Source organism: Photobacterium sanguinicancri (assembly GCF_024346675.1).
GTDB lineage: Bacteria > Pseudomonadota > Gammaproteobacteria > Enterobacterales > Vibrionaceae > Photobacterium > Photobacterium sanguinicancri.
Genome location: NZ_AP024850.1, coordinates 911,590 through 936,417, shown reverse-complemented (window position 1 = coordinate 936,417; position 24,828 = coordinate 911,590). Strand labels below are relative to the sequence as shown.

The 24,828-nt window shown below is 44.6% G+C and carries 19 protein-coding genes; 6 read left to right on the top strand and 13 right to left on the bottom strand.

Going from position 1 to position 24,828, the window contains the following annotated elements; translation table 11 throughout:
- Positions 1-53: 53 nt before the first annotated feature.
- Complete coding sequence (gene tesB, locus OCU87_RS04640; RefSeq protein ID WP_062689794.1) at positions 54-914, top strand: acyl-CoA thioesterase II; 861 nt, start codon at positions 54-56, stop codon at positions 912-914.
- A gap of 231 nt (positions 915-1,145) precedes the next feature.
- Here the strand turns inward: tesB and OCU87_RS04635 are convergent, their stop codons facing one another.
- From OCU87_RS04635 to OCU87_RS04590, 10 genes are all read right to left on the bottom strand, one after another.
- A complete protein-coding gene (locus OCU87_RS04635) occupies positions 1,146-2,927 on the bottom strand; it encodes a SmdB family multidrug efflux ABC transporter permease/ATP-binding protein (protein ID WP_261857910.1) in 1,782 nt (593 codons plus the stop codon).
- Positions 2,927-4,669 (bottom strand): ABC transporter transmembrane domain-containing protein, encoded by a 1,743-nt coding sequence (locus OCU87_RS04630; protein WP_094956360.1) that lies wholly within the window; start codon positions 4,667-4,669, stop codon positions 2,927-2,929. Before OCU87_RS04630 ends, OCU87_RS04635 begins: the two co-directional genes overlap by 1 nt.
- Positions 4,670-5,051: 382 nt before the next feature.
- On the bottom strand, positions 5,052-7,979 hold the full coding sequence (locus OCU87_RS04625; protein WP_261857909.1) for a cytochrome D1 domain-containing protein: 2,928 nt from the start codon (positions 7,977-7,979) through the stop codon (positions 5,052-5,054).
- Between the two features lie 40 nt (positions 7,980-8,019).
- Positions 8,020-9,507 (bottom strand): hypothetical protein, encoded by a 1,488-nt coding sequence (locus OCU87_RS04620; RefSeq protein ID WP_261857908.1) that lies wholly within the window; start codon positions 9,505-9,507, stop codon positions 8,020-8,022.
- 18 nt (positions 9,508-9,525) lie between these two features.
- Positions 9,526-10,116: a hypothetical protein gene (locus OCU87_RS04615; protein WP_261857907.1), complete on the bottom strand. Its 591-nt coding sequence runs from the start codon at positions 10,114-10,116 to the stop codon at positions 9,526-9,528.
- 20 nt (positions 10,117-10,136) lie between these two features.
- Entirely contained in the window at positions 10,137-11,561 is a 1,425-nt protein-coding gene (locus OCU87_RS04610; RefSeq protein ID WP_062689790.1) for an FAD-dependent oxidoreductase, read from the bottom strand.
- Positions 11,558-12,376, bottom strand: a complete 819-nt coding sequence (locus tag OCU87_RS04605; protein ID WP_094956364.1) for an FTR1 family iron permease — start codon at positions 12,374-12,376, stop codon at positions 11,558-11,560. Before OCU87_RS04605 ends, OCU87_RS04610 begins: the two co-directional genes overlap by 4 nt.
- Positions 12,377-12,413: 37 nt before the next feature.
- Positions 12,414-12,896 (bottom strand): hypothetical protein, encoded by a 483-nt coding sequence (locus OCU87_RS04600; RefSeq protein WP_094956365.1) that lies wholly within the window; start codon positions 12,894-12,896, stop codon positions 12,414-12,416.
- A 127-nt stretch (positions 12,897-13,023) separates the two neighbouring features.
- Complete coding sequence (locus tag OCU87_RS04595; RefSeq protein ID WP_261857906.1) at positions 13,024-15,045, bottom strand: hypothetical protein; 2,022 nt, start codon at positions 15,043-15,045, stop codon at positions 13,024-13,026.
- 314 nt (positions 15,046-15,359) lie between these two features.
- Entirely contained in the window at positions 15,360-15,824 is a 465-nt protein-coding gene (locus tag OCU87_RS04590) for an Lrp/AsnC family transcriptional regulator (RefSeq protein WP_094956367.1), read from the bottom strand.
- 136 nt (positions 15,825-15,960) lie between these two features.
- Between OCU87_RS04590 and OCU87_RS04585 the strand changes: the two genes are divergently transcribed.
- Together OCU87_RS04585 and queC are read left to right on the top strand one after the other, a co-directional pair.
- Entirely contained in the window at positions 15,961-17,028 is a 1,068-nt protein-coding gene (locus OCU87_RS04585) for a PLP-dependent cysteine synthase family protein (RefSeq protein ID WP_261857905.1), read from the top strand.
- Positions 17,029-17,307: 279 nt separating this feature from the next.
- Complete coding sequence (gene queC / locus OCU87_RS04580; RefSeq protein ID WP_062689783.1) at positions 17,308-18,000, top strand: 7-cyano-7-deazaguanine synthase QueC; 693 nt, start codon at positions 17,308-17,310, stop codon at positions 17,998-18,000.
- Between the two features lie 445 nt (positions 18,001-18,445).
- On the opposite strand, the gene prmB is transcribed toward queC, so the two are convergent.
- Positions 18,446-19,378, bottom strand: coding sequence for a 50S ribosomal protein L3 N(5)-glutamine methyltransferase (prmB, locus tag OCU87_RS04575; protein WP_094956370.1), 933 nt, complete (start codon positions 19,376-19,378; stop codon positions 18,446-18,448).
- 53 nt (positions 19,379-19,431) lie between these two features.
- Here prmB and smrB point away from each other — a divergent pair, with 53 nt between their 5' ends.
- Entirely contained in the window at positions 19,432-19,962 is a 531-nt protein-coding gene (smrB, locus tag OCU87_RS04570; protein WP_062689779.1) for an endonuclease SmrB, read from the top strand.
- 142 nt (positions 19,963-20,104) lie between these two features.
- Here the strand turns inward: smrB and OCU87_RS04565 are convergent, their stop codons facing one another.
- Both OCU87_RS04565 and sixA read right to left on the bottom strand, forming a co-directional pair.
- The gene (locus OCU87_RS04565) at positions 20,105-20,467 is read right to left on the bottom strand and encodes a hypothetical protein (protein WP_189337830.1); all 363 of its coding nucleotides are present in this window, start codon (positions 20,465-20,467) and stop codon (positions 20,105-20,107) included.
- A 150-nt stretch (positions 20,468-20,617) separates the two neighbouring features.
- Positions 20,618-21,091, bottom strand: a complete 474-nt coding sequence (gene sixA / locus OCU87_RS04560; protein WP_261857904.1) for a phosphohistidine phosphatase SixA — start codon at positions 21,089-21,091, stop codon at positions 20,618-20,620.
- A gap of 310 nt (positions 21,092-21,401) precedes the next feature.
- Between sixA and OCU87_RS04555 the strand changes: the two genes are divergently transcribed.
- Complete coding sequence (locus OCU87_RS04555) at positions 21,402-24,167, top strand: insulinase family protein (protein WP_261857903.1); 2,766 nt, start codon at positions 21,402-21,404, stop codon at positions 24,165-24,167.
- Positions 24,168-24,414: 247 nt separating this feature from the next.
- The gene (locus OCU87_RS04550) at positions 24,415-24,711 is read left to right on the top strand and encodes a hypothetical protein (protein ID WP_141226230.1); all 297 of its coding nucleotides are present in this window, start codon (positions 24,415-24,417) and stop codon (positions 24,709-24,711) included.
- The last annotated feature ends 117 nt before the right edge of the window (positions 24,712-24,828 follow it).

Genomic DNA, 24,828 nt, shown 5'->3' with positions numbered 1-24,828 from the left:
AGCAAGATAGTGCTTATCTTTTAACATTCAATATCATTAATAATGGATACCAGATGAGCAAAGAACTGACTGAACTTCTCACGCTGTTGCACTTAGAACCTCTTGAACAAGGTTTGTTCCGTGGGCAAAGTGAACATCTCGGGTTACCCCAAGTTTATGGTGGCCAAGTTATTGGTCAATCGCTCTCTGCTGCGAAGAAAACCGTGGAAGCTGACCGTCATGTTCATTCATTCCATAGCTACTTTCTTCGTCCAGGCGACCCGCAAAAACCCATTATTTATGATGTCGAAAATTTACGCGACGGTAAAAGCTTTAGTACTCGTCGTGTAAAAGCAATTCAAAATGGCCGTCCTATTTTCTATTTAACGGCCTCTTATCAGGGAGAAGAAGAAGGCTATAGCCATCAATCTACGATGCCTGATGTTCCAGCTCCTGAGACACTTAAATCTGAAACGGAGTTAGTGAAATCTCTTGCTGATTACTTACCAAAGCAAGCGGTAGAAACATTTAGCCGAGATCGTCCTATTGAAGTACGTCCGGTTAATGTTATCAACCCATTAAGCCCAACCAAAACAGAGGCAAAACAATACTTATGGATAAAAGCCAATGGCGAAATGCCAGATGACTTACGTATTCACCAGTATGTATTGGCGTATGCTTCAGACTGGGGCTTTTTAGTCACCGCCCTGCAACCACATGGAGTCACGCTGCTAACACCGAAGCTTCAAGTCGCTACCATAGATCACTCAATGTGGTTCCATCGCCCATTCCGCTTAGATGAATGGCTGCTTTACGTTATCGACAGCCCATCAGCCAGTGGTTCTCGTGGGCTTGTTCGCGGTGAAATATACAATCAACAAGGCGAACTTGTTGCCTCTGCCGTCCAAGAAGGGCTGATGCGTCACCATAAATAGTGCGAACGGCATCAAGATACTACTGTATAGCAAATGATAAAACGCCACAGAAACGACGCCGGTTTCTGTGGCGTTTGACTTTATGCTAGTTCACAAAGCATTGAGCCCATGAATAAGCATACTGCCCCTTAGTTAGGCTTTGTCAGGGTTAAGTAAAATCATTCATATTAATCATACTATTAAGCACAATTATGCTAATAATGACCAATCAATATTTCAATTCCATCAGCATTATGCCGAGGCTGCTTCCATACCATCATTTTCTAGCTGTTGAAGGTGTTCGCTTGCCTGCTGCAGCTGGTACATCTGCAAGTAGTGACCCTGCTCGGTCAATAGCTGTTGGTGTGTGCCTCGTTCGATGATTTCACCACGGCTGAGTACCACAATTTCATCAGCATCCATGATGGTTGATAAACGGTGGGCTATCACCACAATACTCATATCTTGACGTAGCAACGCCAGACCGCGCTGAATATTTTGCTCGGTCCCTGAATCAATATTGGCGGTTGCTTCATCTAAAATCAGAAGCTTAGGCTTCGCTACCAATACCCGTGCCAATGCTAATAGTTGCTTTTGCCCTGCCGATAAATTGACTTCACCACCACCTAATCGGGTCTCCAGTAGATCGCTATATTGACGAATTTGCGCTGCTAAACCAACATCTTCTAACGCCTGCCAAACCGCATCATCGCTGACGGTACGGCCTAAACAAATATTTTCGCGCACAGTATCACTGAGGACATGCGGATCTTGCTGCACCATAGCGACATCTTGCCGTAATACGGCTTGCTCAAGGCTTGCCAATGGTCGCCCATCGATACGAACTTCCCCGTCTTTTACCGGGTAAAAGCCCATTAAAAGCGAGGCTAATGTGCTCTTTCCACTGCCAGTGTGTCCCACTAATGCGAGGAAACCACGGTGCGGTAAATCAATGGAGATATCTTTCAATATGGTTTGTTTACCATCATAACTGAAAGTGATCTTATCGCACTGTATTGCACCGGTGGCTAACGATTGCTTATCTTCACCATAAGCTTGTTGCTTGGCATCAATAAATCCAAAAATACGCTCACTCGCCACCAAGGCTTGCTGTAATAATGAAAGTTGCTGGGTCAGCTCTATCAATGGCTCGGTCACACGACCAAGATAACTAATAAAGGCATATAAGACCCCGACTCCAACAAGCTCCACGCCGCTGACGCCAAATACAGCAACCAAAGAGATCAGTGCAATACCGGAAAGTAAATCAATTAATGGCCGTAACAATAGGCCATTTAGCTTGGTTACTTTCACTTGAGCAGCTAGGTGATCCTTATTGATTTCGGCAAACTGTTGGCTAAACGCACGCTCCTGGCGCATTAATTGGATTAAGCTCATACCTTGAATTGATTCACTCATCGAGGCATTAATGTCTGACAGTAAATCACGCATACGGCGGTAAGTGTCTGCACTCTTGCGCTGATAAATGATCATAACGCCGACGACTATCGGTAGTAGTACCATGACCACTAGCGTTAAACGCCAGCTCAGCATACTCATCACAACCAACATAACGCTAATTAGCGCGATGTTTTTTACGACAGTTGAAATCACGAAGATATAAAAGTCTTTAATTGATTCCGTGTCATTAGTGATCCGAGAGATCAACCGCCCCGTCGGCATATAATCAAATGCCGATAATGGCTGATTCAAAATCTTGCCAAACAGCTCTTTCCGAACCGTTTGCACCACCCCTATCGCAATATCATTAAAACGAATGGCCTGCCAATATTGAAATAGAGCGGCAATAATCATTAAGCCAACATAGCTCGCGCCCAGCCCAACCATCACCTTTAAAGGGTAATCATCTTTGGCTATATGGTTATCGATAAAATGCTGCATCAGCCAAGGTCCAGCCACATCCGCCATTGATGCAATAAACAAAAAAACAATGGCAATCGCTAACTTTCGCTTATCTGTTAAGCCATAACTCAGCAGGCGTTTTAGTATTTTCGGATTAACAGCCCCTTTCATTACGCCCCCTCGATTGCTTGTTCTAATTTCTGGTAACGGTACATTTCTGCATACCAACTCTCGGCCTTAATTAAGGCTTTATGCGTACCACGTTCAGCAATACAACCATGCTGTAATACGAGAATTTCTTCTGCTTGCTCTAAAGCCGTTAGGCGATGTGCAATCACAATCACCGTCTGCCGTGTCTGTTCACGACGTAAATTACTTAAGATTTGATGCTCGGTTTTACCATCTACCGCAGATAGTGCATCATCTAACACCAAAATTTCGGCCTGAAGCAGTAAAGCTCGCGCTATTGCTATGCGCTGCTTTTGCCCGCCAGAAAGTGTAATACCCTTTTCGCCCACTAAGGTGGCGTAGCCTTCGGGAAACTGCATAATGTCATCATCAATACAGGCCAATCTCGCCGCTTCACGAATAGACTCTTCTGTTGCATCAGGTTGCCCTAACGCAATGTTATCGGCAATCGAGCGAGAAAACAGAAACGGCGTTTGACTCACCACGGCAAAGCGGCTGCGCCAATGATCTAAGTTGGCTGATTCAATACTAATATCACCGTATTTAATTGAGCCATCAATCAAGGTTTGCTGACGCAATAATAACCCTAGCAAGGTCGATTTACCGCTACCGACAGGCCCAGCTATCCCCAACATATGCCCTGCGGGTAAATCAAATTTCACATCATTGAGCACGCTAAACTGCTGACTTTTCCAAGTAAATTGTTCAATACCGACAGACAAGGTTTGCTGATGTTTATCTAAAGCGGTTTCACCGCTGACAATCTCAGGGGCTTCATCAAAAATATGCTGCAACCGCTTCCACGCCGCGGAACCTCGTTCCAGAATATTAAACAACCACGCCATGGCAAGCATTGGCCAAATCATCAAGCCTTGATACAAGGTAAAGGCCGTCAGATCACCAAGCGATAAACGCCCCGTCGAAACAAAATATGCACCACCAGCGACACTCAAAAAGAAGGACATGCCGATGGTAATTTGGATCACTGGATTAAACAGTGCATCGACTTTTTCGACTGCGAGGTTCTTTCGGCCAGTATCATCAACAACCGCATCAAACTCTTGCTGTTGACGCTGCTCAAGCCCAAAAGCACGGATCATCCGCACGCCATTAAGCGTTTCTTGGGTTTTATCAGTAAGGTTAGAAAACGCAGCTTGTGAAACACCAAAGCGTGTGTGTAATTGACGCCCCAGAAAAAATACCGCAATGGCCATTATCGGCATTGGCAGCAATGCCAGTACCGTCAACTCCCAGCTGTATTGGGTTGTCATGACCAACAGCACAACAATACCAGTGAGTAATGAATCTGCAGCCGTTAATACCCCTTCACCTGCGGTTAGCACCACCGAGTTAACATCGTTGGTAGAACGGGCCATCAAATCACCGGTTTTAAAGCGCTCAAAAAAGACGGGAGGATGTGATGAAAAATGGCGATATAAGCGGTTACGGATCACTGTCCCTAATTTCGCTGCCGCACTAAATAACCAGACTCGCCAAATAATGCGCAGCACATACACCACGCCCCACAAAGCAATAAGTCCAGCTAAACTCAGTAATAAGGTTGATGTCGACATGTCGCCAGCCACAACACTGTCCACTACCCAGCCAATAGCCTTGGGGGGGACTAGCTCAAATAACGCTACCACACCCAAAATCATGATTGCGCCACCGTATCGGCGCCACTCTTGTATAAAGAACCAACGAAGTTGCCAGAAAATCTGCATCATCCCTCCACAGACATCAGGTACAGCCAAAATGTAAGCATCAAATAGGTGAGAGCTAATGCTTTATCGTCTTTTTTAGTCGATCTCGAAGAAGATCTTAGGTAGGAATGAATCTGAAACATCCCATTAACACTGATAATTATCTAACTATGGTATTTTTATTCAACAACTTATTTAATCCTTAATAAAAAAGCAGACATCCATCTAAGTTAAGAGCACCTCTAGTCTGTGATTAGGCATATATCACTTTGTACAGTTAGCATTTAATGGTGATTATATTAACGAAAAAAAAAGAGGCTTATTCTGGATAAGCCTCTTTCAGTTTGTTGCGGTATTTTAGTCGATTACTGCAAGCTTAATACTTTGCTATTGACGCTCTGAGTCACCCATTGTTAGTAGCATACGTCTTCGTCACAGCCTGCAATTCAATCACGTCAGGATCAGGGATATGCTCATCAGGGTATGCGGCGCGTACTTTATCCGTTAAGCCTTTGGCAAACACTTGATATAGCACTCGAGTTGAAACCGTTAACGGATATTGCACACCAGCAGGTAATTCAAACACCTCATTGCGGGTTTCACCAGATTTAATGCGGGTGTCTTTGCCAATTTTGACATAGCGCCAGAAACGCAATCCGACAGGCTTGCCGTCTTTATCAACCCCCACTTTAATAAATTTATGGGCATCTTTCGGGATCACGCCATTTTGCATCACACCACTGGTAAACACCTGCTTACCGTTGGCATCAGTGGCAATCACTTCCAACCACACCTGGCGGCGAGCACCACCAGGCATATCATGGCCTGAGTTCACATTGGTCACTTTAGCCGTAAGTTGGTTACCTTGTTTTTCAACGTCTAAGCTCAGTGCCGTCTTTAGAATGTCGATACTCATCTTCTTATGCTCAGGATTACGCATCCCAGTAAAGAAGTAGTTTCCGCCCACCAAGTGGTGCGAACGTAAGTTCGACTTCATAGGGCCGTCATTGGTTGATTGACCACCGACTTTATTATCAAAATTAGTGACATCTTGCGTCATATGACAATCAATACACGTCTTATTCTGGGCTGGATTTCCAGGTGCATTAAATGGGGATGCTAACCACTCACCGAAGTTGTCATTCACATTCGCCCCTTGCCCCGTAGTAAATTCATTGTGGCATGTCGCACAATACAATGAACTCTGATAAAGCTCAGGGTTAGAATAAGAGGCTTTATGTGGTTCTGGCATCGCATTAATTTGTTTTTCTGATAGCCATTTCAGCATGCTGTTTTTCGCATCTTCAAACACATAGCTGTCGCGATCTTTAAGGTTAACCGTCATGTCGGTGTTACCACCTGCATTTTCCGCTTTGGTCACACGGTGACAGAACACACACCCAGTACCTCGTTCATTCACTGACTGACCATGAGCCAATGCCAGTTTGAGTGACTTGCCACCTTTTTCTCGCATATCACCAAAGTCGGAAAATGGCTTATTCTCACCATTGATCACCATTTGAGGCGCATGGCAGCCACGGCAGAGCACACGGAACTCTTCCCCTTCGCTTTGTGCCGCGACATCTTCTTGAAAACGGTAATAAGGGTGATCCATATTCATACCATGGTTAGAATCCGCCCATTGGTCGTAAATCGTGGTGTGGCAATCTGAACACTCTGCGGAATTGACCCACTCATCGGGATGGGTGTAACGCTTATTGTCATCAAGACGCAGCCAAGTTGAGAGATACGGCAAATTTTCTGGTGAACGAACATATTCATTCAAAGCCATCATCATTTTTGCCGCTTCCAATGGCGGTTGCTCGACATTCACTGGTGGCATATCGTCTTCACGCGGATCGCCGCCCATACCACCTTGCGTCTTTTGAATAATATCGATATAAGCGCCAATCGGGTCGCCAGCGATCATCTTACGTACATCAACATGACCAGTAGTTGCATTTTCAAAGCGGTCCTTCTTGCCGTCTTCCATCAGTTGACGGTTAGTAAAGTTAAAGCCATCAAGGTGACAAGAATTACAGCTCATCCAGAAATCCCCCGCCATAGGGAATTTAGGATTATCGGCCATGTTGGCACGGTTAAATAAGGTTTTGCCTCGGCGCAATTGTGTCGGTAGTGGATCGGCACTCACCAGGTTGGCAAAGTTTGCTTTCGTCAGCTTAACTTTGGCAAATGGCCCTACAGCACCAGTATCAAATTTAGCAATATCCAATGACATCGCATTTTGTACATACAACTCTCGCCCAGCCACCAAAATGCCGCGCGGATTATCACCCGGCACATTACGGAAAATCTGGGTAGCTTTAACCCCGCCTTGAAACTTCTTACGGCGGTGACGTTTTTTGTTTTTCTTACCTTGGCGAGATAAATCAAACACCATCAAATCTTCAGAACCCGCTAAGGTGAAAATGACTTTCTTTCCATCTGCGGTAAACACACCATCATGGGGATTTGAAACGATGCGGATACGGTTACCACTTTCAATTATGTTGATTTGTTTAAATAGCTGCTTACGTTCATCAATAATTTCATGTTCATTGCCCTGCTCCAAATCCAAAATCGACACCGTAGGGAAGACAGTCGACTGAAAGTGGAAATCATGGCCAAACGACCACAATACATGGGGTAACCATGCCTGCTGACCATCAGGCGAAATCACAATGTTATCTAATAAACGTGGCTTACCTTGTGGCGTGGTTTTCTCTTGATGGGCGGGGGTCTCTGCAAGTTGCACCACTTTGATAAGCTGCGGCGTTGGGGTTGTCACGTTATAAATTGAAACTTCGCCCGATAACGCATGGGTAATCAACAAACGACCATCATCGGTCAGAGCCAAGCCACGTGGCGTGGAAGCCGTTGCTAAGGTTTGAGTAACCTCCCCTTTGCGATCAATCACCAATAACTTATCCCGTTCAAAGCTGGTGACATAAAATTGCTGATTATTGGCATCAAACACCACACCAAATGGACGCGATGGCACTTGCGTCACTTGCTTGGTCGCGAGTGTTTTGGCATCTAAGAGTACAACCTGATCACTTAAGTAATCCGTTGCCAGTAATAGTGTCTCATCTTGGGTAAGCGCAATACGGCGGATATCACGACCTATGGTGACCTCTTTTTCAATGTCACCATTTTCTCGATTGAGCAGACTGACACTGCCGGCATCAAAATTCGCACTGATGATCTGTGTTTTATCGCTATTAAAAAGCATCGAGCTGCTTTTTTCGATCGCGAAGACTGATTGACTCATCAGCACAACAATCAATAAAAACAACTGCTTAATAGGCTTATATTTACTATTTAAATTCATTTGCCTTTACACTCACATAACTTCCAATCAGCCAGTCTCATTACTGACTTATCTGATATAAAAAGAGGCGCCGTTCACCAATAAACCTTGGTGCAAACTGTGCTTCAAGTTTCAATCCTGATAGCTGAGTACCAGAAATACGCCACGCACTATTTGGAACTTGGTGCGCTTGCTCTCGTAGCGCTCGCTCGCTACTGGGGTAAAACATGTCATATACCGCGCGATCTTGAAGCTGGGCACGTAATAAATTCACGCTGTAATTTGTACCAACCACCTTGATTTGTGGTTGGGTACGGATCCATTGGATCGCCTGCTGTATCGGCGCTTGAAGCTGAGTTTGCTCCAGCTCAAGCGATGGCATCATGGTGTCGATGTTGCGTCCACCGTGATAACTAATAAGACCAACCACCACCACAATCAGCACTGGGCGACCTTGTACCAAACGGGCCATTTGTGCTGACATCACCACTAGCGCTAAAAACAATACCGGTGCCCAATGGCGTAAATTGTCAGGGTTTTGCCCAACACTGATCCATACCCAGTACAAAGCTGCGACCGTGGCTAAAGCTGCCAACGCTGGTGAAGCAACCGCACGCGATAAGCCCATTAGACAGGTCGACTTAATGTGGCCCATCGCTATAGCAGCACTGAGTGACAGCAAACTTGCCCATAGCAATAATCCACCAAAGCCCTCACGCAATGCGCTAACCCATTGCCACAAGGTTGCATCATTCCCCTCAACGGTATTGCCCCAAATGGCAAAGTGTCCTTGAGTAAAACGGATCCCTTCGGTGATATAAGCTGCACCATCATGCGCCCAAATAAAAATTAGGCTCACACTCCCGACCAAAGCCAATGAACAGCTGGCTTTCAAAAAGGCCTTTGTTTGCCCGACGAAGCCCTGTTGGCGATGCAGACCTTGCCACCATGGTACCGCTGCCACACCCAAAGCAAGTACGACATAGGATGGACGAGTAGCAAGCATCAACCCCAGCCACAAGCCCACCTGCCAGTACTGTTTTTGCACCGCAGCGACCAAAGCCACCAGCAACAACAAAATTGCGGGTGCATCGGATAAGCCACTTAAGGCCATTGAAGCCAGCAAAGGTTGCGTTAAAGCCAAGACACCGCCGAACGTTGCAGCAACCAATGAAAGCGAACACAAATAAATCAAGCGAGCGACAGCCAAAGGGATCAGCATGGCGCTCATTAATGACACCCAGATCGCAGCAGTATTAGGCGCAACCCATAGCGCAGCTAATCGCGCAAAACCAATGAATGCAGGATACCCCGGAAAGTGAGGTCGAAACTCCAGCACCGAAAAGCGCTCAACACCGCGAGCAAAATTCAGCGCATCATCACTGGTGAGTTGCAGTGGAAATTGCCCAATCCAATGCCACCAAAGCAGGTAAGCCAGCAGGGTAAACAGGGCGCACCCAGGCCAAACTACTTTATAGGGCATAGCAAGCAGGCAAAGACTCGTTTGTTTACCCTGTCTTGCTACAGCATCAAGCTTTAGCTGGCCCACGTTTAATTCACCGCCTTACTACTGGTGCAAAGTGCTGATCACATCAATCAACAATTGGCTTTGCTGCTTAAATGCTTGAGGATCCGCTGGCGCTTGTCCCACACCAAATACCCCAGGGTTACCAATGGACTCTAGTGTGCCTTGGATAGCCAGATCTGCTTGTTGGCGGTGGACGTCATCCAACTTAGGCGTGATCAAATCCAGAAACAGCTTACTTTTTACAACTAAGACTTTTGCGACTTGATAATCGGCCAAGTTTTTACCTGCACCGTCTAAGCGACGAATGATTTCTTCAACCACAGCGCGATCCATCACCGCTTCAACTTTTGCTGCATCCTTGGCTGCCACTGCCGCTTGCATGGGCGTAAACAGATCAACCTGATGCTCTTTTTGTAGATAGGTAAACTCATCCGTCAACCCATCTACGGCACGTTGTACTGCCACAAAGTCTTGCTGGTTCAAAGCAGTCAAAATAGCTTCACGACCATCAATAACAGGTTCTTTACCTGCCGCTGCATAGGAGTAGGCATAGCTTGATGTGCTCGCGAATAAAGCTAAACCAAGCACTAACAGCCGTGCGAATAATTGAACATAACCTTGTCGTTTCATCTGTTATTCCTCTTGGCTAGCTATGCGACACTCTGGACTTCAATCACGGTCTTTTCGTTACGAAAATCAAAAATCTCCCGACGACGATCTTTACCATCAATCACAGATTGCGCAGCCATCATGCCCATTTCCATTGCGGTATCGGTGAAAATATAGCGGAATGTACCTTGACGTCCTGTCATGATTAAATTGCTGTATTGCGAAAGGTGGGTGATCGCTTTTTCGCGCTTCGCTTGATAGGTCATGTCCATCAACGGATAAGCATGCTCGGTGTAAGACGTGAAGTACTCACCCGTCGCAAGCTGAGGATCAACGCCTAATGACGCCAGATCCGCAAGAACGCGCTGTTGCAGACGATCACCGTCCATGTTCCACACATCATCATTTTTGTTACATGGAATTTCGATCATCACAGAAGATCGCCCTTCAGGTGCCATAAATGAAGAACGGCGTTTGGGCTCTTGCAGACGCGTGCCTAGCAATTCAGGATCCGAAAGGTATTGCCAAGTGTTGTCAGAGATATCTTGAGTTTCCATTGGCATATTCATAAAGCGCAATGAACGAAACTCTAATCCACTGTCGAATCCTGTCAGTTGACACATCAAGGATAGTGGTAAGGTCGAAATCACATTATCGCAGCTAAGGGTTTTCGTTACCCCCTGATGACGGTACTCAACTTGCTCAATCTGCTGGTTAGCATTGACCGTCAAACCGCAGACATCGCTATTTAAAACGATGGTAACACCTTTCTTTTCAAGCTCTTCAGCAAGGCGAGTATACAGCTGACCAAAGCCCAGTTTAGGGTAACGGTATTGGCGAGCATAAGTACGCACCGACGAGCGGCGTCCAGGTAATAAACGACGTGCGACGTCTTTCAAATCCATCAGGCTAATACGCTGTGACGCCCAGTCACCAGATAAAAACTTAGGATCAATGCCCCATAATTTGCCGGTATAACCTTCAAAAAAGTGCTTATACAAGGTGGTACCAAAGCGGCTTTCAATCCACTCAGCAAAACTCACCGAAGATTGATCTTGTGGTTTTGGCTTAAAGATTTGCTTCGCTAAATCGACTGCGCCCCCCACCAACAACGGTAAAGGTGCATTCTTGATCAAATCCACCAGCGCCAAGGGATACTGATAAATACGGCCACGGTAGCGAATGACACTTTTACGTTGGGCGAACAATAATTCTTCACCCATCAGTGAATCCACGAAAGCCAGCAGTTTGGGGTTCTTGGTAATAAAACGGTGGCCACCAAAATCAAATCGGTAATCACCATGTTGCCCCGTAAAAGTCTGAGTGGCACACATACCACCAACATGATCATCACGATCTAGAATGGTCACTTGGTAACCCGCTTCCATTAACTCCCACGCCGCCATCAAACCCGCAGGACCGGCACCTAATACCGCAATGTGTTTATTTTCAGCTGCCGTACTCATGCTTGCTTATAACCTCGATTCCAGAAAAAGATAAATGTCACCATGTAGCCGCCCCAAACCGCGAGTTGTAATAACCCCGGCGAAGAGTTGTAGCCAAACAAAGCACGTAAGAAAGTGCCAAACACTCCACGATCATCGAGGATGTGCGAAATATCAAAAAGCTGCGCATGAAGAACAGGCAATACGTGTGCCGCTTGCAACATGTTCACTGCCGACGATAACAGTCCTGCTGCAATCACAATGATCAATAGGCTGGTCCAGCGGAAAAAAGATCGCAACGGCACATTACGCGTTGTACGTAACATCAACCACACGATTGCCAGTGAAAGTAACAGGCCAGCGACAGCGCCAATTAAGGCATCTTGGGTACTGAATTCACCAAAGTTTGAATACATCAAGGCAGAGAAAAATAAAATCGTCTCAAAACCTTCACGCAATACCGCCAACAAAGACAAAAAGACCAAGCCAAATAAGTTGCCCGAACTGACCATATCAGATACATCTTGCTGCATCTGCGCGACTTGGTTTTTGGCCTGATTCTGCATCCAGATCGCCATGTAAGTCAGCACGACAGTCGCAAAAGTGAGGATCCCTGCCATCAAATAGTTACGGTATAGCTCGTTGCTAAACTGATCGACGACCACTTGGAACACAACAGCCACAACCAATGAAAGCAACAAACCGACAAACACCCCTAAATAGATATATTTATTGTATTGGCGGGCATTAAGTTTAGCTAAATAGGATAAGGCGATGCCCACAAGCAAGAAGGCTTCCAGCCCTTCTCGTAGAGTAATTAAAAAACTGGCTAACATGTTTTCCCCAAACAATTTTTACTGTTTTTGCTATTCATCACTTAAAAAATTTCGATAGGTTTAACACGCTCCAGCGCATTGCATGGCGAAACACCAATGGAGCCAGTAACCAAGATGAATAGAAGTGAATATTTTGCATTACGACACCAAGGGGGTTGCCCGTGTTACCGTAAAAAATCAGATAGAAGCCGCTGAGGCTGCACGCTATCAAGAGCCACTCAATCAAAGTGCCGGTTTGGCGTAGAAATGGCTTATTACTTTTAACGATCAGACGACGGTGAGCGCCCCAAAATGCGCCAACAATAAGACTGAACAAGGTTGCGCCTACCAGCATGTGTGCCAACAGTAACCAACGCTCAACCTGCCACGTCACCCCAACGCGATCCCAAAGCAAGATCCCGCTGAAAAACATCATATAGAGTAAAGATTCAGCCCATTTATGGTGATAAGCCAAACTCAGCCACCATTGGTTAAACCACCCGGACTTCGGAAGCTGTTCCGACACACTATGCGCAGCCATAACAATTCTTACTCACTACCCGTCATTACTTACCGATAAAAAACACAATAAATAATCAAAATGATAAAAACGACAAAGGCAGCGATACAAAATCGCTGCCTAATCCGTAACAAATTATGGTGACTGGTTATTTAACACTGGCCTTATTTGCCATTGTCATTGCAGTACCAAACTTGCCACCAGCAGCGATGATTTGATGAACACCATCTTCATCTGTATCCGTTGAGCTGCTACCTTTAATTTGGTTTTCACCTGAATCACCCATCCACTCTGCTAACTGCATACCGCCATTAATCACAGTGCGGAACCAGCTGACATAACGATCCGTTAGGGTAGTTAATTCTAGTGCTGGCTCGTTCTCGCCTTCTTCGTTTTTCAGGTGGAGAATCGCTTCGCGCAGACCACCTGAAATTGCCGCTTCAGTATACGGAGTGTGGATAGTTGCTTTACCCGGTACGGTTGCCCATGTGTTGATGTTTTTATCAAACATGTTTTTCTCTACCGCTAGGTAAATAGAACGGGCAGCTTGCTTGTACTTCACATCATCCGTTGCAAGGTAAGCGGCGACCAAACCACGAATAGCAGCAAACTGTGCATCCAGTGATTTGTCTTTGTTGAGGGTATTCACTTTATTTAACGTTAGGCCATCAAACACAAGGCCGTTGCTGCTAACAAGGTGATCAATGATGAAGTCAGCCTGACCTTTGATCATCGCTAATGCGTCTTTACCCGCTGCGGTTTTCAGGTCTACATCACCAGACTCTGCAGAAGCATAACCAACAGGCAATGCATCTTTCGCACGTTGGTAAATCGATAGTGCAACAATCGAGTACGCAGCATCGTAAGTATCAACTTGGTTGCCTTGCTTACCATCTTTGAATTCGGTAACAAACGTACCTTTCGCTTGGTTGTAGTGCAGCGCTGCAATGTTTTTAAATAAAAGGTTTGAAATATTGTTCGCTAACGAGAAAGCATCGTCAGCAACGACATCATTTCCTTCATTCGCATCAGTGTTAGCCGCAGGTGCCGCCGCAAATGGAGCACCATCAAATACCGCTAAGAAAGCAGGATTTTGCGCGCTGTTTGCTTCACGTTGATCACTGAATGCAAAGAATTCCGCTACAGGCCATAGTGTTGACCAAGTATCACGTAGTGTTGATGTGCCATCAGTTACTTTTAGACCCGCAATGGATTTAACGCCGTTTTGTTCACCTTCAGTCACGGCCACTTTGTGCGCGAACCAAATTGGGCCTTTCGCTGGATCGTAATCAGGGCCGAATTTCACACCCAGCTTCTTACCATCAAAGCCTAATTGCTGTTGCATGATAAGCATCTTATCAATCGACATTTCAGTCAGCATCATGCCGTTAAAGCCATCAGCGGCAGAAACACCCAGGCTGTGCTTGCCGTCTTGATCCATAACAGCAGATTCAGCTTCTACTTCTTCATCTGTCGCAGTGACGTGCATGCCACCTAAGAAATCTTGTGACCACATCACTTCTTTCAGCAAAATACCGCCAGTTGCAGCAGGGTTGAATGCTTTATCAAAGCTCGCTTCATCCCAAGCCAATGTTTTGTAGTCACGGAAATAAGCGGGAACAACCGTTTGAACTGTTTTGCTATTACCTTTCGCCGTCGTAATCTCGACTTCATCGCCGTTAACTGTGGTGGTGTCAGGCTTTTGTGCAAACTCAGGGTTACCCGAAACATATGGAATCGAAATTGGGTACATGTTTTGCGGAATTTCGCTCGCTGGGAAACCCACCGCACCCGCCATTTCGATAACACGTTTACCTAAATCAGCAAGTTTACCGCCACGCGCTTGGTTAACAGGACCGTTAACAAGGTGTGGACCCATTTGCGATTGGTAGTTCAACGCGTACATCGCTTCTTCTGAGTACTCGTAACTTTCAATACCTGCAGCAAAATCAAATGGTGTTGGATCATCTGCAATATTCGGGTCTAACACATCAAGATCTAGGCCTAGCGATTCTGCTAAAGGCTCTCCTGATAATTCAAATTCGGTATATGCTAGAAAGTTACCTGCTGGCTGATGAGTCTTATCAAGCACTTTAACTTGAGCTGCAGCACTCGCAGTCGATGCAAAAACGGCTGCGGCAATGGCAAGCGTTAACGTTGACTTCTTCACGGTTTTTCCTTTTTTATTATTCCATCACGGTTATTTGCACAACAAATGAGTGTCACCGAACAGATGCTAAACGAGAATTGTTCGCACTATATATGTTTCAAAATGTAAATAACAGTAATGATAATAATTTTTATTGCCAATAATTGACTCGCATCACCTTTATTGCATCAAAAATACACCATTTGAAATATGCTAATATAAGACAGGTGGCATAATAGATATGAAACGTGATTTATTCTAAAAATCACATAAAAAAAGCCCACTTTATGCGAAATTATCATAAAGCGGGCTTTAAAAAATATGTAGAGAAGAAACTATAAAGGTAAAGCCGTAGTGTATTTCAGTGGCTCCATTGCAAAGGTCGACGTCACATTCGTGAGCCCTTCAATGCTATTCACCATTTTCTTATAAAACTGATCGAAGGCAGCCATATCGGCAACTTGCACTTTCATCATATAGTCGTATTCACCCGCCATACGATAAAACTCCATCACTTCAGGAAAATCATCCACAGCTTCGACTAGGGTGTTGTACCATTCTTTCGAGTGGTTGCTGGTTTTGATTTGAACAAAAGCAGTGAATGATAACCCCAGAAGAATAGGGTCAAGTAAGGCTACACGCTGGCGTAAAATTCCATTCTCTTCCAAACGCTTTAAACGTTTCCAACAAGGGGTTGTTGTTAAATTTACCTTATCCGCTAATTCCGCAAGCGATAAGGTACCATCTTGTTGTAGCAACCTAAGTAATGTCCTATCAACTTGATCGATTGGAGCTTTCATTAACAACTAACCTCACATTCAGAGAATTTTTTTCTACATTTAGCGTTATTCAAGCAAATATAGCAAAGTTTTTATCCCATTTAATAACTAAGATAATCCGTATCAAGAAAAAAAACAGACTGCTGAGGTTTAAAAAATGACAAATAACTCACAATGGATTAACACTGCTATTCGTAAAATTGAAGCGGATTACCAACGCTCAGCAGACACGCACCTTATCAAATTAGACATTCCAATCCTCGACGGTATTGATATTTATTTAAAAGATGAGAGTACGCACCCAACAGGTAGCTTGAAACATCGCTTAGCACGCTCACTCTTTCTTTATGCACTTTGTAATGGCTGGATCAATAAAGACACTCCAATCATTGAATCATCATCAGGTAGCACTGCCGTGTCTGAAGCCTACTTTGCACGTTTGCTTGGTCTTCCTTTTATTGCCGTTGTACCGCGCAAAACAGCCTGTAAAAAAATAGAACAAATAAAATTTTATGGTGGCCAAGCCCATTTTGTGGATAGCCCTAGCGAAATTTATGACGAATCTCGCCGCTTAGCAAAAGAGATGAATGGACATTACATGGATCAGTTCACCTTTGCTGAGCGGGCCACTGACTGGCGGGGAAATAATAATATTGCCAACAGCATATTCAGCCAGATGGCATTAGAAGAGCACCCTATTCCACGCTGGATTGTGATGAGCCCTGGCACTGGCGGTACATCTGCGACCATCGGCCGTTACATTCGCTATCAAATGCACACGACACAACTGTGTGTGGTTGACCCTGAAAACTCTGTTTTTCACGAATTTTATAAAACACAAAATGCAGCACTCGTTGGTGATAAAGGCAGCCGTATTGAAGGCATAGGCCGCCCGCGTGTAGAGCCCAGCTTTATTGCAGGAGTAGTCGATGAAATGCGCACTATCCCTGATGCTGCCAGTGTGGCAACAGTACACTGGTTAGAAAAACTATTAGGCCGTAAAGCTGGCGCTTCTACTGGTACGAACCTTTATGGTGTATTGCAATTGGCCATTGAAATGAAACAACGCGGCGAGACAGGTTCAATCGTGACCTTGCTATGTGACAGTGGTGAGCGCTACTTAGATACCTATTTCAATCTAGAGTGGGTACGCGAAAACATTGGTGATATCTCAGGCTACTTACAACAACTTGAGCAGTTTGAGCAAACAGGTGAATTCAACTAGTCATTAACGCCTCGTAAATAGGAAGATACAGAAGCCGTAATACATGTTTACGGCTTTTTTTAACGCCGTATATTGGCCCCTTTATCGTTTCTTTATCCATGCTTATTCCTGCTTACTTCCTTCTACACTCAGGGTAAGGTAGCATTGCCTCGCCAATAGAAAATCTGCTGTTGGCCTCTCTTTGAAAGGCCCTTTTCTCACCATGATTAAGAGTGCCAGAACAAAGATAGATCCCTACCGACTGTTTTTCGGTACGAACACTTTGAAGGACAAAGATTCATGCGCAAAGCCGTAGTTGTTTTTAGTGGTGGTCAAGACTCCACTACTTGCCTTATCCAAGCCATTGCCCAATACGATGAAGTACACTGTATTACATTCGATTATGGTCAACGTCATAAGCTTGAAATTGAAGTAGCCGAATCTATCTGTAAAGAACTCAACATCACCGCACATAAAGTGATGGATGTTGGCTTGTTGAATGAATTGGCAATTAGCTCATTAACTCGCGATAGCATTGAGGTTTCACACGAGCTGCAAGCCAACGGCTTACCGAACTCTTTTGTGCCGGGCCGTAATATCCTATTTCTAACACTGGCGGGGATTTACGCTTACCAAATTGGTGCTGAATCTGTCATTACTGGTGTGTGTGAAACAGACTTTTCGGGTTACCCTGACTGTCGTGACGAATTTGTGAAATCACTTAATCAGTCATTGGTACTGGGAATGGATAGAACTTTCACTATCGAAACGCCTTTGATGTGGCTTAATAAAGCCGAAACGTGGGCTTTAGCAGATCAAAAACATCAGTTAGATTTTGTTCGTGAGAAAACACTGACTTGTTACAACGGCATTATTGGCGATGGCTGTGGTGATTGTCCATCTTGTGATCTTCGCCGTGCTGGTCTAACAGACTATTTAGATAATCGCGCGGAAGTGATGGCGTCATTAGTCACTAAACAACAAGAAGCCTAAGAGATCATCTAGATCCAAGCTGGCAACGTAAACTTTAAGGTGAAGTAACGCTTCACCTTTTTTGTTTCGCTATTATTCCGACAATTTTCCTTTGCCCACAGTCATCATTGGCCTCCCTTATTTCTTCCACCCTCAATCCAATCAAGACTTTCTAGCAAGCTCGGATAAGAACATAGCCTTAGCCTCAAATACACTTCTTTCATCAAATGTCGATTTGAAGAGTAAAGAAAGCTCTAACATGGCAGTCAGTGCCGTGTATGACTTTGGTGACAACAAAGAATGGACCTTGTTTGCAGAGTATGGCTTCTTGAACTGGAACCAGTTTACCTTCTCGTTAGGGCGTCGTTTCTAACCAACCAGACTGAAGGCAAATTGTAGATACAAAAAACGGAGCGCGAGGCTCCGTTTTTATTCAAGTCGACACTTTAAGCGCTAACTTCTTGAGTTAGTCGCGGTAAAGAGCGAACTCGTCTTGGCAATCGATCAATTGCTCACGTGTCATCATGAATACACCATGACCACCGTTTTCAAATTCGATCCAAGTGAATGGAATGTTCGGGTATTGTTCTTCCATGTGGATCATGGAGTTACCCACTTCACAGATCAAAACACCATTCTCTTTCAAGTAATCAGGTGCATTTGACAAAATACGGCGAACCAATTTCAGACCATCACTACCCGCCGCTAAGCCAAGCTCAGGTTCATGACGGAATTCGTCAGGCAGGCTATCCATATCTTCTTGATCCACGTAAGGTGGATTTGTCACGATAAGGTCGTAAAGGTCTTTTGGTACATCACGTAATAGATCCGAACGCAGTGGAATCACTTGCTGCTCTAAACCATGATCCGTGATGTTTTGTTCTGCTACTGCCAGTGCGTCGGTAGAGATATCAACAATATCTACCTCTGCTTCTGGGAACATATGCGCTGTTGCGATACCAATACAACCGCTGCCCGTACACAAATCCATGATACGTGTTGGACGTTCTTTTAAAAATGGTTCAAAGCTGTTTTCAATCAGCTCACCAATAGGTGAACGTGGAACAAGTACACGCTCATCAACAAAGAACTCTAATCCACAGAAATAGGCTTTATTCGTTAGGTACGACACAGGAGTACGTTCGTTAATACGACGAATAACACGCTCAACAATGCGTAAACGCTCGCTGCTTGTTAAACGTGACTCACGCACATCTGATGGAATATCTAGCGGCAAATACAATGTTGGAAGCACAAGCTGAACAGCTTCATCCCACGCATTATCAGTACCATGACCATAAAAAAGTCCCGCAGCATTGAAACGACTTACCGTCCAACGTAGCATGTCTTGCAATGTGTGAAGTTCGTTGACGGCTTCGTCGACAAAAATCTTATCCAAAATAGCCTCCGAATGACGCTACAATACCGCTATCGAGTTGTTGGAAATTCATTATGACTAAAAAAGATCCTGCGTTGGAAGATGACTTCTCTCTCTTCCAAGATGCGGTAAAGGGCGTAAAAAAGTTGACGCATGATACCATAATCACATCACGCCGACAGAGCACAAACGTCAATAAGCCCAAAGTCTCGATAAAAGAAACTCAAAACCATGAGTTTTATTTCTCTGACGAGTTTGAGCCTCATTTAAATGAGAACGGGCCAATGCAATATGCCCGCACTGGCGTGTCTAAATATGAAGTGAAAAAGCTTCGCCGTGGGGTATATGTGCCTGACATGTATCTAGATATGCATGGTATGACACAGCAAGAAGCGAAGCGAGAGCTGGCCGCAATGATTGCCGCCTGCATCAAAGAAAAAGTGTCTTGTGCCTGTGTTATGCATGGTATTGGCAAGCACATTCTGAAAGCCAAAGCACCGCTATGGCTAGCACAACACCCAGACGTTATGGCTTTCCACCAAGCACCACTGGAGTTTGGCGGCAATGGTGCCTTATTGGTCTTATTAGATATCCCTGAACGTTAATACTTATTTGGTAAATTAACGTGCGCAGGAAAAACAAAAAAACGAGGAGACCATTGGTGGTCCCCTCGCTTCTTCTTATCAACGATAGCTTTAATGGCTCACACTAAAACTACCCCATTGATAACTAAATATGTGTATTGGCCTAATAAACGAATTTAGCCAGTGCGCCAACGTTAATCACTTTCCCTTCTTTAATTAACGTAACTTCACCACTTTTGCAGATTTGCATACGTGTTTTTAATGCACCTTCGCTGTAGTAGTGTTCACAGTCACCATTACGTGCACTGTCGATACGTGAAAAAATCGCGATGCCGCCACCATTGCGACCGAAAGAGTCTGGCGCAGCGAACGTTAACGTGCTGCCAGATGCCGATATGTGCATTTCTTCACTGAAGCCATTAGCCCATTTAATTGCACCATTTGCATTGATGCTTGGCCCTTGATGTGGTTGAACACAACCAAAAAGAAACAGAGTGCAAATTACTGCCAGAAGTTTTGTTTTCATTACCGCTATTCTTTTGTTGAAGGTGCTAATGACGATCTTGGTCTACGCCAAACCATCCCTTGTGGTTACCTTATCGGCAATCCTTTCCGTTTCTTAAGCAAAAACTGCACCAACAAGAAAAGATCGCAAATAATGAGATAGCACGGTGAATTAACCGTGCGGAATCGCTTGTTCAAGGAAGGTAGCAACGTCAGTGTCTGGATTATATTCTACAGACGCAATCGCTGATGTTTGGAACATTGGAGGCTGTATACCGACAACTAACTCTGCCGTTAAGTAACCCACTAATGGCAAGTGTGATACAACCAATAAAGTGTCGGGGCGTTCGACACCAATAACGGCTTTAATGTACGCAGCAACCTGTTCGGCTTCACCATAGGGTGTAATGTCATCCACTGTCATTACTTTCGCCGCAGATGGTAAGCAATCGACCATGGTTTGCCACGTTTGTTGCGCACGTAAGTATGGGCTTACCCATACCATATCGAGTTGGCCATCTAGCTGGTCTGCTAAATGTTCCGCCATTTGACGTGACTGCGACTCACCTCGTGGTGTGAGGGGGCGCTCGGCATCACTTGGGGCAAAGTTTTGAGCTTCACCATGACGCATAATAAAAATTCGCATGATCTAATCCGATACTCTATTTCGTCACAATGCTAACAAGCCTTGCCGATGCTGAATAGCTATTGCGGCAATTCTATTCCTATTCCGTGACCTCAGAAACGCTATTTTCAACTAGCGTTTCTTCAAATGTCCGTTAATAGACTCGCAATAATCCTTTGATTATCATTTATACGTAATAACCCATGTTAATTGCTCAATTAAAAAGTGATAAAAATGATAATAAAGTCAACATAGTTAGCGTGTTAAGTTTGCCAGCATGAAGGTTGAGCGTCATAATTAGCCTAATTATCATAATAATATAGGCTCTCCTGTGCACATTAGTCCGAATGATCCCAAACAGTATCGCTGTCTGACCTTGCCTAATGCGCTCAAGGTCTTATTAGTACATGATGAAGATGCTCCCCGATCTGCAGCCGCATTAACGGTCAATGTCGGCCATTTTGATGACCCTATCGACCGTCAAGGGATGGCTCATTTTCTTGAACACATGCTGTTTCTTGGAACGGAAAAATACCCAGTCATCGGCGACTTCCAAACCTTCATTAATCGCAGTGGCGGTAGTAACAATGCGTGGACAGGCACAGAAAATACCACCTTCTTTTTTGAAGTCAGTCCTCACACTTTTGAAGAAGGGCTAGATCGCTTCGGTCAGTTTTTTACGGCGCCCTTATTTAATGAAGATGCTGTCGACAAAGAAAGACAAGCCGTTGACTCCGAGTACAAATTAAAAATAAAAGACGATGTACGTCGCTTATATCAAGTACATAAAGAAACCACCAACCCCGCTCACCCATTTTCAAAATTTTCTGTCGGGGATCTAACAACACTCGATGATCGCGATCAGTCCTCGGTACGCGATGAGCTCATCAACTTTTATCAAACCCATTATTCAGCCAGTGTGATGGGCTTAGTCTTACTTGGCCCACAGTCATTAGACGAGCTGGAGCAATATACCACTGACTTTTTCAGCCTCATTCCTTCAAACGGTTTGCCACGCCCTAAAATTGACATACCGTTAGTCACCGAAAAAGAAACAGCTCGTTTCATACAAATCGAACCCATTAAAGAAGTTCGTAAGTTAACACTGTCTTTCACTATGCCATCAGTCGATGCTTTTTATCATAAGAAACCCTTGTCTTACATTGCCCATTTACTGGGTAATGAAGGGCAAGGTAGCCTGATGTCATATTTGAAAAAACGAGGGTTAATCAACACCCTTGCAGCAGGTGGCGGTGTGAGTGGCGATAACTTCCGTGAATTTACAGTGGGATTAAACCTGACACCCAAAGGGCTTGAAAACATCGATGAAATCGTTGAATCGGTTTTCCAATACATTGAATTAATTAAAACGCAGGGCTTAAACGAGTGGCGCTATAACGAAAAACGTTCAGTGTTAGAGTTTGCATTCCGTTATCAAGAAAAAAGCCGCCCACTTGATACCGTCAGTTATTTAGTGATGAACCTACTACACTACACGCCTGAAGATATCGTCTATGGCGATTACATGATGGCGGAATATGATGAAGAGCTTATTCAAGGTTTATTAGGGTACCTTAAACCTGACAACATGCGTTTAGTGCTCGTGGCACAAGGCCAGCACTATGACCAAATTGCCCAGTGGTATCACACACCTTACTCGGTAGTACCCTTTACTGACGCTCAACTGAGTCGCTGGCAAAATGTTACCGTATCGTCTGAGTTAACGCTGCCCGAACCGAACCCATTTATTTGTGAAAGCCTAGATCCGCACCCACTTGCAGACAATGCCGAACAGCCCCCCGAACTTATTCAAGATTTACCAGGGTTTCGTTTATGGCACAAACAAGAGCATGAATTCCGCGTACCTAAAGGGGTGGTCTATGTGGCGATTGATAGTCCACACGCTGTTAGTTCACCCCGAAATATTGTCAAAACACGTTTATGTGTAGAGATGTTATTAGAAGCAATTAATGAGAGTACCTACCCTGCTGAAATCGCAGGCATGTCTTATAACTTATATGCGCACCAAGGCGGTGTAACATTACAACTGTCAGGCTTTAGTGAAAAACAAACCTTATTGATGAAACTGATTCTGGATAAGTTTGGCAATCGTAACTTTGACCCAGAACGTTTTCGTAACATCAAAGCACAGATGCTTCGCAATTGGCGTAATGCTGCGGAAGACAAACCCATATCCCAACTCTTCAATGAACTTACGGGGTTATTACAACCCAATAATCCGCCTTACCCAGCATTAATCGAAGCCTTAGAATCCATAGAGCTGGATGAGCTCCCTGAATTTGTTGAAGCCATGTTTGCCGAGCTTCATATCGATACTTTCGTCTACGGTAACTGGCTAAAAGACGATGCTCTCGCACTGGCAGAAATACTCAAAGATGCTTTCCGAGTTACCGACCAGCTATATGGCGAAGCACAACGCCCATTAGTGCGTTTAGGCGAAGGCGGCACACAAACGCATGAGATCAGTTGTAACCATGCTGACTCAGCCATTTTGATGTATTACCAATCGCGAGAGACGACACCGCGTAAAATCGCCATCTATACGCTGGCAAATCACTTGATGTCGACCACCTTCTTCCATGAATTACGTACCAAGCAGCAATTAGGCTATATGGTGGGGACTGCCAATTTACCGCTTAACCGCCACCCAGGGCTGATCTTATACATTCAATCCCCTGTTGCTGGGCCAAGTTACTTGTCTGAAGCGATTGATGATTTCACCAATGAATTCGCATTAGTGTTACTCGAATTAAATGAAGAACAATGGCAAGCCAGTAAACAAGGGTTAATTGCCCAAATATCAGACCCTGATACTAACTTACGCACCCGCGCCCAACGATTCTGGGTGAGTATCGGCAACAAAGACGAGAGCTTTAATCAACGCCAAAAAGTCATTAAAGCACTGACATCATTGAGCCGTGCCGACATGGTGCGTTTCATTGTTGATATCGTCAAACCCCGAACGGCAAACCGTGTGGTCATGCATTGCCAAGGTGGTGCACATGCGAATCTTGAGCCATTAAATATAGGCCAACCTATCGACTCTATTGATGAGTTCAAAAAACAAGCGCGTTAACCTCATTTCGACAACATTTACCTAACGGCCAGTTACTCTCTGGTCGTTTTTTTATTCTATTCCGCAACAGAGAATTTCAGCGCCTTTGCTATATTTCTTTTTAGAACAATAAATAAGCTAAAAAAGCCCTATACGAGAAGCATTTCTTATCGACACAATTAACACAGTGAATTGCCAGCTTGTATTGAAGACCTACAATCACAGATCTTTGTTACTGATAAGGACGTCATTCATCTACTAAAGGTTAATGATGAAACATGTCTGCCCTCACTGTAAGCGCAATATCCATGCGCCTCTTTTAAGCCAATACGAAGAATCGTTTCGCTGCCCACATTGCCAACAAGAGCTAATGCACGATGAGCTCGATATTCTTATCTATGCTTTTGTTACTATTATTTTGTTTTCGACCATTGCCGTTGTCGTTTTGCACTTACACGTTTTCATTGCACTTAGTCTGGCCTTACTGCTTTATCATTTTATTCGGCCTCGCTTTATCGAAAGCCATTTTCGTTTACGCTCTTATCCTAAACCACCAACAAGTTGATATTAAAACAATGAGTGATAGTGACGATGAAAGACGCCCCCATAAAAAAGGTCTGCACAAGGCAGACCTTCAATAAAGCGCGTCACTGATAAAACGTGCAGGTATTAGTACAAATCA